Annotated in this window: 7 protein-coding genes; 6 read left to right on the top strand and 1 reads right to left on the bottom strand. The window is 32.9% G+C overall.

Going from position 1 to position 8,714, the window contains the following annotated elements; translation table 11 throughout:
- Positions 1 to 225: 225 nt before the first annotated feature.
- The 4 genes from CLLU_RS17335 to CLLU_RS17320 all read left to right on the top strand — a co-directional run bounded on the left by CLLU_RS17335 (position 226) and on the right by CLLU_RS17320 (position 4,553).
- A complete protein-coding gene (locus tag CLLU_RS17335) occupies positions 226 to 1,602 on the top strand; it encodes a PhoH family protein (protein ID WP_106011021.1) in 1,377 nt (458 codons plus the stop codon).
- 217 nt (positions 1,603 to 1,819) lie between these two features.
- Positions 1,820 to 2,833, top strand: a complete 1,014-nt coding sequence (locus tag CLLU_RS17330) for a phosphodiester glycosidase family protein (protein WP_106011020.1) — start codon at positions 1,820 to 1,822, stop codon at positions 2,831 to 2,833.
- A 33-nt stretch (positions 2,834 to 2,866) separates the two neighbouring features.
- Complete coding sequence (locus tag CLLU_RS17325) at positions 2,867 to 3,892, top strand: hypothetical protein (RefSeq protein ID WP_106011019.1); 1,026 nt, start codon at positions 2,867 to 2,869, stop codon at positions 3,890 to 3,892.
- 10 nt (positions 3,893 to 3,902) lie between these two features.
- Positions 3,903 to 4,553: a site-2 protease family protein gene (locus CLLU_RS17320; protein WP_207656026.1), complete on the top strand. Its 651-nt coding sequence runs from the start codon at positions 3,903 to 3,905 to the stop codon at positions 4,551 to 4,553.
- A 6-nt stretch (positions 4,554 to 4,559) separates the two neighbouring features.
- Here CLLU_RS17320 and CLLU_RS17315 read toward each other — a convergent pair whose 3' ends face one another.
- The gene (locus CLLU_RS17315) at positions 4,560 to 5,654 is read right to left on the bottom strand and encodes a hypothetical protein (protein WP_106011017.1); all 1,095 of its coding nucleotides are present in this window, start codon (positions 5,652 to 5,654) and stop codon (positions 4,560 to 4,562) included.
- A 188-nt stretch (positions 5,655 to 5,842) separates the two neighbouring features.
- Here CLLU_RS17315 and trmB point away from each other — a divergent pair, with 188 nt between their 5' ends.
- Both trmB and CLLU_RS17305 read left to right on the top strand, forming a co-directional pair.
- On the top strand, positions 5,843 to 6,478 hold the full coding sequence (gene trmB / locus CLLU_RS17310) for a tRNA (guanosine(46)-N7)-methyltransferase TrmB (protein WP_106011016.1): 636 nt from the start codon (positions 5,843 to 5,845) through the stop codon (positions 6,476 to 6,478).
- Positions 6,479 to 6,564: 86 nt separating this feature from the next.
- A complete protein-coding gene (locus tag CLLU_RS17305) occupies positions 6,565 to 8,544 on the top strand; it encodes a methyl-accepting chemotaxis protein (RefSeq protein ID WP_106011015.1) in 1,980 nt (659 codons plus the stop codon).
- The last annotated feature ends 170 nt before the right edge of the window (positions 8,545 to 8,714 follow it).

Genomic DNA, 8,714 nt, shown 5'->3' with positions numbered 1-8,714 from the left:
TGACACAATATTGTCACATCACATGTATAAAATAAAATATATACAATAAAAAGCAAACAACGTAGTTATATAGATCTCCCTTAAAAAAGCAAGCATTGGAAATGTACAGTGTTTGCTTTTTATAATATAAAGATATATTTTATAACAAATTTGATTTCATAATAATAAATGCATTTATATGTACAGATGAATATATTATAATAATGGAAGAGGGGAGGAATGACTTTGAAAAAAACTTATGTTTTAGATACCAATGTTATTTTGTATTCATCGGGGGCTATATTGGCTTTTGAAGATGGAGATGTAGTTATACCCGAGGTGGTGCTTGAAGAACTGGATGGTTTTAAAAAAGACAAAAGTGATTTGGGCTTTAATGCCAGACATGCAGCTAGGCTGATAGATGGATTGAGAAAAAGAGGTAAACTCAATAAAGGAGTACAATTGCCATCTGGTGGAAACTTCAGAGTTGAAATGAATCATTATGATGTAAAGCTGCCTCCAGCCTGGGATAGAAGCAAACCAGACAACAGAATAATGCAGGTATGTAAAGGACTTAAGGAACAAGGAGAAGATGTTTGCCTTATAACAAAAGATATTTTTGAAAGAATTAAAGCTGATATTATAAATATAGATGTAGAAGATTTTTATGAAAAAGTTGTTCCAGAGGATAAAAGTCAATATACTGGAAGAGCGGAAGTATATGCATCAAAGCAGAACATAGAAAATTTTTATAGAGAAAAGTATATGGAAACTGATAAAATTACCTGTTATGATGAAGAAACTGAAAAATATTTTACACCAAATTTCTATGTAAATGAATTTGTCATAATACATTGTTTTGAGCATCCTAAACAAACTGCTCTTGGGAGGTTTGATGGGAAAAAAATTGTTCCGCTTAATTTTAAAGACAGTTCACCTCTGGGAATAAATCCAAGAAATGTGGGACAGAAATTTATGTTGGAAGCTCTTCTTACAAATGCGGAGAAAGCTCCTCTTGTAATAATAAAAGGACCTGCTGGTACAGCAAAAACTTTTTTTTCACTGGCGGTGGGACTTCATAATATGATGGAAGAAGACAACAGAAAGTATAGAAAAATGCTTGTATGCAGACCTAATATTACCATGGGTGAGGATATAGGATTTTTACCAGGTACAGAACAGGAAAAAATATTTCCTCTTATGAGGCCAATACTAGATAATCTTGAGATACTAGTGGATTCTGACGAAAAGGAAAGATATAAAGATGAAAAGGAATTAGAGGATAAAGTCAGAGAGCTGTTTGACAGGGGAATTATAACTACGGAGGCGGTGGGATATTTAAGAGGTCGATCTATTACAAAAAATTGGCTGGTGGTTGATGAAGCCCAAAATTTAACACCTAAACAGGTAAAAGCGATAATAACCAGGGTGGGTGTAGGTACAAAACTGCTGCTTATAGGAGATCCAGATCAAATAGATCAGGCATTTCTAGATTCCAGATCCAATGGATTATCTTATGCATCAGAAAAAATGAAGGGAAGTCCTCTGTGTTATCAGGTCACTTTAAAACATGATGAATGTGAGAGATCCCCGCTGGCCTATGAGGCTTCTAAAAGATTGTAGATATCAAGTGGATAATTTTTGATATAGTAATACTAAAGATATGTTGCTATGGGCATATTATATAATGACATAGCAAATATCTTTTTTATTTATTGATCTTTTATGAAGTTTTTATGTATTTATGACTATTTCTATTTAAAAATTTTATCGTTTATTGTACAATATTGAAGGATATAATTTTAATTTAGTACATATTTTTTAGAAGGGAAAGTTTTCAATGCACAGAAAAAGAACAACAACAGGTAAAAAAAGAAGAACAGTTTGGAAACTGATACTTTGTTTTTTACTGTTTGAATTTATATTCACGGGCGCAACTGCTCCTTTTTTGGTATTTTATGGTCCTTTTGAAAATGTAAAGAGAACCATAGTAGGTGCTGCTATGACCACATTGAGTCATCAATATATTGCAAAATTGTTTCTGTCGGATGAAGAGATAAAAAAGATATTGGCAGGGAATACTGCTGAAAGTGTAGAACAAAATAATGTGGAAACTCTGAATTTTGAAAATAAACATGACAGCAGTATAGAAAGAGAAGATATAAGTGATGATAAAAAAAATTTTAAAGGATATATATTGATAATTCATGATCCCACCAGAGTCAAAGTTGGATACAGCAAAAAATTAGGGACAGCAGGGGAACTCACCAGCAGAATAGCAAAGAACAATAATGCGGTAGCTGCTATAAATGGCGGAGGCTTTAAAGACAGTTCCTCTGGAGACAGCAAGTGGACCGGTACTGGTGGAAAGCCTACAGGTATATTGATGAGTAATGGTAAAGTTGTGTCTAATGACATAGAAGATCCTGATGAGAAATCAGAAGTAATGGCAATTACAAATAAAGGGCAGCTTTTGGTTGGAAATCACAGCTTAAATGATATGAAAGAAAGAGGTGTTACAGAAGCCATATCTTTTGGACCTGCCCTGATAGTAAATGGGAAGGGAACCATAAAATCAGGAGATGGCGGATGGGGAATAGCTCCAAGAACTGCAATAGGCCAGAGGTCAGACGGAGCTATGATTTTTCTTGTTATAGACGGACGTCAAACTAAGAGTATAGGGGCTTCCCTGAGGGATGTTCAGAATATAATGATTAAGTATGGTGCAATAAATGCTACTAATTTAGATGGAGGTTCTTCTTCTACTATGTACTATGAAGGAGAGGTAATAAATAATACCTGTGATCCTTTAGGCGAAAGGTCTGTTCCATCTGCTATTTATGTGAAGCCATAAAAGCTGTCATAGATTGTTAAAGGGGAGTGTGAGATGAAAGTTTTCAGAAGAATTGCTGTCTGGATAGCCATATCACTGGCGTTACAATTTTCAGGATTGTTTTATATAAATAATTATTTTTTATCTTCTCAGACAGAGATAAAAGCCAAAAAGGTTTTGAAAAGTGAGCCCAAGAAAGAAAATACCACTGTAAATGTACCACAGGATGCCAAAAATGTTAGTGTTTCCTTTGATGGCAGATATGTAGCCTATTACCAGGGAAATATTTTGAAAGTTGTGGATTCAAAAACCGGTAATGAAAAAAATGTAGAATTTAAGGATGGAGTAGAAGTATCTTTTTATAAATGGCTCAAGGATAGAAATAGAATGCTTATAGCAGAAAAGCATGATTATACTGAAAATTCCAAATTTAATTTGCTCTATTATGAAGTTGACAAGGATATAAAAGAGGATGTAAAAGAATTGGATTATTCCGACGAAAAGGCTCAAATCGATGATATACAGGAATCTCCTTTTACAAATGTAATATATATTAAGATGCAGAATAGAGGACGGAGAAGTAATATATACAGGATAAATATAATGAAGGAGATGCAGAAAATATATACGAAATCGTATATGATAGACAAGATAGGAACATTGTATCTGGATGATAAGCTAATATATGAAGATGATATATATCATAGTATATATGTTACTGGAAGGCAAAATCCTATAACTATTGAGGGAGTTCAAAATCCTGTATGGATAGGTGCAGATGAAAATGATAAAATCTATATAGGGAATGAAGAAAACGGAAAAGTATCGAATATCTATTGTGGAAATTTAAATACGGATGAAAATGGATATCAAAATATTAGCTTGAATCAGCCTGTGGATAAGAATGACATATTTTTAATGCCTTCAGGAAAAATATACATAAATGATAATTTAAAAGGAATTGTCACTGAATTGTCGACAGGGAAACAATATACATATAGCGGAAAATTCATACAGATTTATGAAGGTGGAATTGCGTCTATAAGCAACGGTAAATTGGAAAAGTCATCATTAAATTAAAAAGGAAGGAATGAAATATTTGACTGAAGTTATATTAGATAAAATACTGACCGTACCCGCTATACTTATTGGATTTGCATTCCACGAGTTTGCACATGCATTGATGGCGGACAGATTGGGTGATAAGACTCCAAAGTTTCAAGGAAGGCTTACCTTAAACCCATTTGCACATGTAGACATTTTAGGATTTATAATGATACTGCTGGTGGGATTTGGATGGGCAAAACCCGTTGAAATCAATCCCAGTGCATTTAAAAACAGAAACAGAGATGACTTTAAGGTGTCTATTGCAGGACCTTTGGCAAATTTGATAGTGGCATTTTTAGCTTCTATTTTGGTGGTACTATTATATAAATCAGAAATTTTGGCCATAGGAACCTCTTCAACTTTCAACATATTGACCAAAATTATGCTGTATATTGTAAATATAAACTGTATGTTATTTGTATTTAATTTGATTCCTCTACCTGGTTTAGACGGATTTCATGTATTAAGGGATATTTTTCCGTCGCTGTTTTATAAAATATCAGGAAGCATATATAGATATCAATTTGTCATATTGATCTTGTTTGTGGCTACTCCACTGGCAAGGTACATAGTTGGTGTACCGTCTTTTGCCATATATCAGGCTTTTATTAAGATAGCCAACAGCATTCTCTAATTGAATTTATCTTTCGCTGTGAACTGAATAATAATGATTTATTTCCTCAAATATAGATTGAACACCATTTGCCCAGTTTTGGTCTTCTGCATATTTTTTACCTATCCACATAAAGGGATTATTTTCTTTTGGCCGGTTTATAGATAGATTTATAATGGTATGGGCAGCTATTCTGGAAGAATCTCCTATATCCGTGTTGTATTCCTGCCAGCTGTGATATACATTAAAGGGATTATTGGCTATTTTATAGGCATTAGGTGTATTTACAGGAACGAAATTTTGTTCCTGTCCAGTTATGGCAAACAACAAAATTGGGTTTAGATTAAACTCTTTTGAGGTGTTGATTATGGTAGAGAAATAAGGTTCTTTGCATAATAGTGAATTTCGCGTACTTAAGTAAGATTTTAATTTATTTTTGTCTATATCCTGATATTTTAAATATTCCGGGAGATATACATTTGGAAAATTCTTTTCATAATTTTCTAAAGTTATTCTGTCAATGAAATCTTCTAAATGTGTCCTTTCATCTTGTGAAAATTCAGCTATATTAAAATGTGATTTTAGTATGAATTTACCTGATATACCCATAATTAAAATAACAACTATAATAACTGCCAGAATTTTTTTTGAGAATTTTAAGGGATTTGAATCAAAAGGCAGAATATAATTGAAAGTATTTTTGCTGCATTTGTCTGATAAAGAGGGCATGTCTTTTTTAACGTTTTTTTCATAATTGTTCAAATCAATTTCCTGAATTTTACTCTCTATATTACTGTTTATCCACTGGGTAAGCTCTTTTTTAAAATTCTTTTTTAAAAATTCATTCTTCATGCAATAATTGAATATATCGTACATGAATATGGATTCTTTGTTCTTAAAAAGAGTTTCTTTTAAAATATTAAGCTTTATAGCTTGTCTATAGTTTTCAGGAAGTTCCTTTAAGTTTTCGTCTAAAATGTGATGTATGGTTTTGGAAAGCATTTTTGCTTTTTCTTTTGAACCAGTTTTAATATATTTTTTATCTATATAATTTTTAAGAATTTGTATATCATCTGCACCTATTATCTTTTTACTTTTGAGTTCTTCTACAAAATATTCCATAATTTTTCACAACCCGCATGTTATTCTAGATATAATTTTACATACTGTTATCGTATATTGTAGAAAAAACTTTAGCTAAAATATATTTAAAAAATTCTATTGACAACTTTTGCATTAGAATGGATAATAGATTTTGCATTTATTTAAATAATTTGTATGCTGCAAAGAGAAGAAAGGAATTTTGTAATATGAGACTTAGAAAAAAATGGTGGGCTAGGCCTGAACTGGAATCCAGCTTTCTTGTCATAACGCAACCTGAAAAATGTAAGGGAAGCTGGAGTAAGAAATTTGGAAACAATAATAAGATATATCTGGAACTGGGCTGTGGAAGAGGCAAATTTTTATGCCAGCAGGCACTAAATAATAAAAATATAAATTATATAGGAATTGATTTAAAGGATGAAGTTTTGATCTATGCTCTCAGAAGAGTACAGGAGAATGAAATAGAAAATGTAAGGATAGTGCCTATGAATATAGGGCAGATTCTTGGAGCTTTCGGCAGTGGGGAGATTGACAGAATATATATAAATTTTTGCAATCCATGGCCTAAACGGAGACAGAAAAAGAGAAGACTTACATATACTGCATTTTTAAATATGTATAAAGAGTTTTTGAAGTCGGGAAGTCAGATATGGTTTAAGACAGACGATAAAGGACTTTTTGAAGAATCTCAGGATTATTTTACAGAGAGTGGATATAGAATAAAATATTTAACCTATGATCTTCACAACAGCAATTTTAATGAAAATGTAACCACGGAGTATGAGGAAAAATTTACTCAGCTTGGTATGAAAATCATGTTTCTTATTGCAGAATTAGCATGAAATAAGTGAAAATTTTTGACATTCAGTGTATTTTGGTGGTAAAATATGCTGGAATATAAATAATTATGTAACATAGGGGGTAAACTATGAAAAATAAAATGTCATTACATCATAAATTGATAGGTGTATTGATATTGTTAGTTGCAATACCAGTACTCATATTATCAATTTTTTATTTTTCCATAGCATCTAAAATCATAGGTGATGATGCAGAGGGATTGACAGGTCAGGTGTCAGAGGAAAAAGTTTCATACATAGATTTACATATTCTCTCATTAAAACATGATTTAGAATCGCTGTCGGTTAATAGAGATGTACTTTCGCAGGACAAGGATGGTCTGTTAAATGCTTTGGGGAGCATAACACAGAGCAACAAGGATATAATGCAGTCATATTTGGGAGATGAAACCAAACAGATGATAGTATATCCTGAAAGTGTAAAATTACCTGCAGGATTTGATCCCACATCCAGACCCTGGTATAAAGATGCCATAGCTGCAGATGGAAAAGTATTTGTAACTGAGCCATATGAAGATGCTTTTACAGGTAAAATTGTCATAACTATTGCTAAAAAAGTACAGCTTTATAATGGTAAAATAGGTGCTGTAGGTTTTGATGTTGATCTATCCACATTAAGAGACAAGTTGTCTGCCACTAAAGTGGGAAAAAGCGGATATGCCTTTCTAGTTTCAACGGATGGTACAATTATTGCGCATTCTGATAAAAGTAAGGTGATGAAGAACATAAAGCTGGAGATTCCTTCCGGGCAATCTATTTTAAGTGAAAAGCAGGGAAATATAAAGTACGGAAGTGGAAAAGAATCCAAAATAGCTGGATTTGATAGATCTAAAGAAACAGGTTGGACAGTTGTAACTGTAAGTCCTAAAAGAGATTATGCACAGGGATTAAGTGCTACCATTACCACAGCTCTTATAATTTTATTGGCCATGCTGATAATTGCCGGTGTATGTGGAATATCTATTGCAAAATATGTGACGAAACCTTTAATTCAGATACAGGAATTTGCAAGGAGATTATCGGAATGTGATTTCAGCACTCCTATAAATATAAAAAGAAAGGATGAATTTGCAGATACGGCTATCTCTCTCAATACAGCTCAGAACAATGTGAAATCTCTGGTAAAGATCATAGTTGACAATTCTGAGAACATGAGTGCCTCCAGCGAGGAACTTTCTGCAACTGTTCAGGAGATGACATCCAAATTTCAGGATGTGGATAATTCTATAAATGATATTGTAAATGGTTCCCAGGAAACAACAGCTTCAGCTGAGGAAGTTACTGCATCTGTGGAAGAGATAGATTCCAGTATGAATAAATTGTCAAATCGAGCATTGGATGTAAGTACAAATGCAAATAAGTCCAAGGAAAATGCTCTTTCAGTTCAGAAAAGTGCTCAAGATGCAATAAAGGAATGTAAGGATATCTATAAGCATGAACAGAACAGTATACTGAAAGCCATAGATGATGGAAAAGTAGTTTCAAAAATAAAGGAGATGGCGGATGTAATAGCAGATATTGCAGAACAAACCAATTTACTGGCATTGAATGCAGCTATTGAAGCTGCAAGAGCAGGTGAACATGGAAAAGGATTTGCAGTAGTTGCAGAAGAAGTGAGGACATTGGCAGAACAATCTTCGGAAACAGTTTCTACAATTCAAAATGTTGTAGTAAAAGTTCAAGATGCTTTTAAAAATCTATCTGATACCAGTTATCAGATTTTAGGGTTTATTGATCAAAATGTAAATGTACAATTGGACAACTATCTAAGTACTGGAGAAAAATATTACAGAGACTCTCAATTCACTTCTGATTCCCTGGAACAATTGACTTCAATGACAGAGGAAATGAAAAATACCATAAATGAAGTAACCAAGGCCATTAACAGTATGGCTGCAATTGCACAAAAATCTTCTGAAAGCACCAATCAGATTGAGAATGTCATAAATGATGCAACACAGGGTATGATACAGGTGGATGAAACCTCCAGGGATCAAGCTGTTCTGGCCCAAAAGCTCAATGAAGTGATTCAGAAATTTAAAATTTAATCCTATGACAGTAGAGCGATAAATGAATTATATTATGAAATAAAGAGGGCGTCCACAGATTTGTGTAAAATAGAATAGACGGGATAAAATTTAATTGGAAATTACTATAGGAATATGAGCCTGTAGTAATTTTTATTTTTTAGGGAATAACTAATAATAGCGTGTTATAA

This window comes from Clostridium luticellarii, assembly GCF_002995845.1.
In the GTDB taxonomy this organism is placed as follows: Bacteria; Bacillota; Clostridia; order Clostridiales; family Clostridiaceae; genus Clostridium_B; species Clostridium_B luticellarii.
This window is presented reverse-complemented; position numbering and strand designations above follow the sequence as displayed.

Excerpts from the sequence above, each read along its gene's own strand:
- CLLU_RS17330 (WP_106011020.1), top strand. The coding sequence starts at position 1,820 with ATGCACAGAAAAAGAACAACAACAGGTAAAAAAAGAAGAACAGTTTGG.
- CLLU_RS17325 (WP_106011019.1), top strand. The coding sequence starts at position 2,867 with ATGAAAGTTTTCAGAAGAATTGCTGTCTGGATAGCCATATCACTGGCG.
- CLLU_RS17320 (WP_207656026.1), top strand. The coding sequence starts at position 3,903 with ATGAAATATTTGACTGAAGTTATATTAGATAAAATACTGACCGTACCC.
- CLLU_RS17315 (WP_106011017.1), bottom strand. The coding sequence starts at position 5,654 with ATGGAATATTTTGTAGAAGAACTCAAAAGTAAAAAGATAATAGGTGCA.
- trmB (WP_106011016.1), top strand. The coding sequence starts at position 5,843 with ATGAGACTTAGAAAAAAATGGTGGGCTAGGCCTGAACTGGAATCCAGC.
- CLLU_RS17305 (WP_106011015.1), top strand. The coding sequence starts at position 6,565 with ATGAAAAATAAAATGTCATTACATCATAAATTGATAGGTGTATTGATA.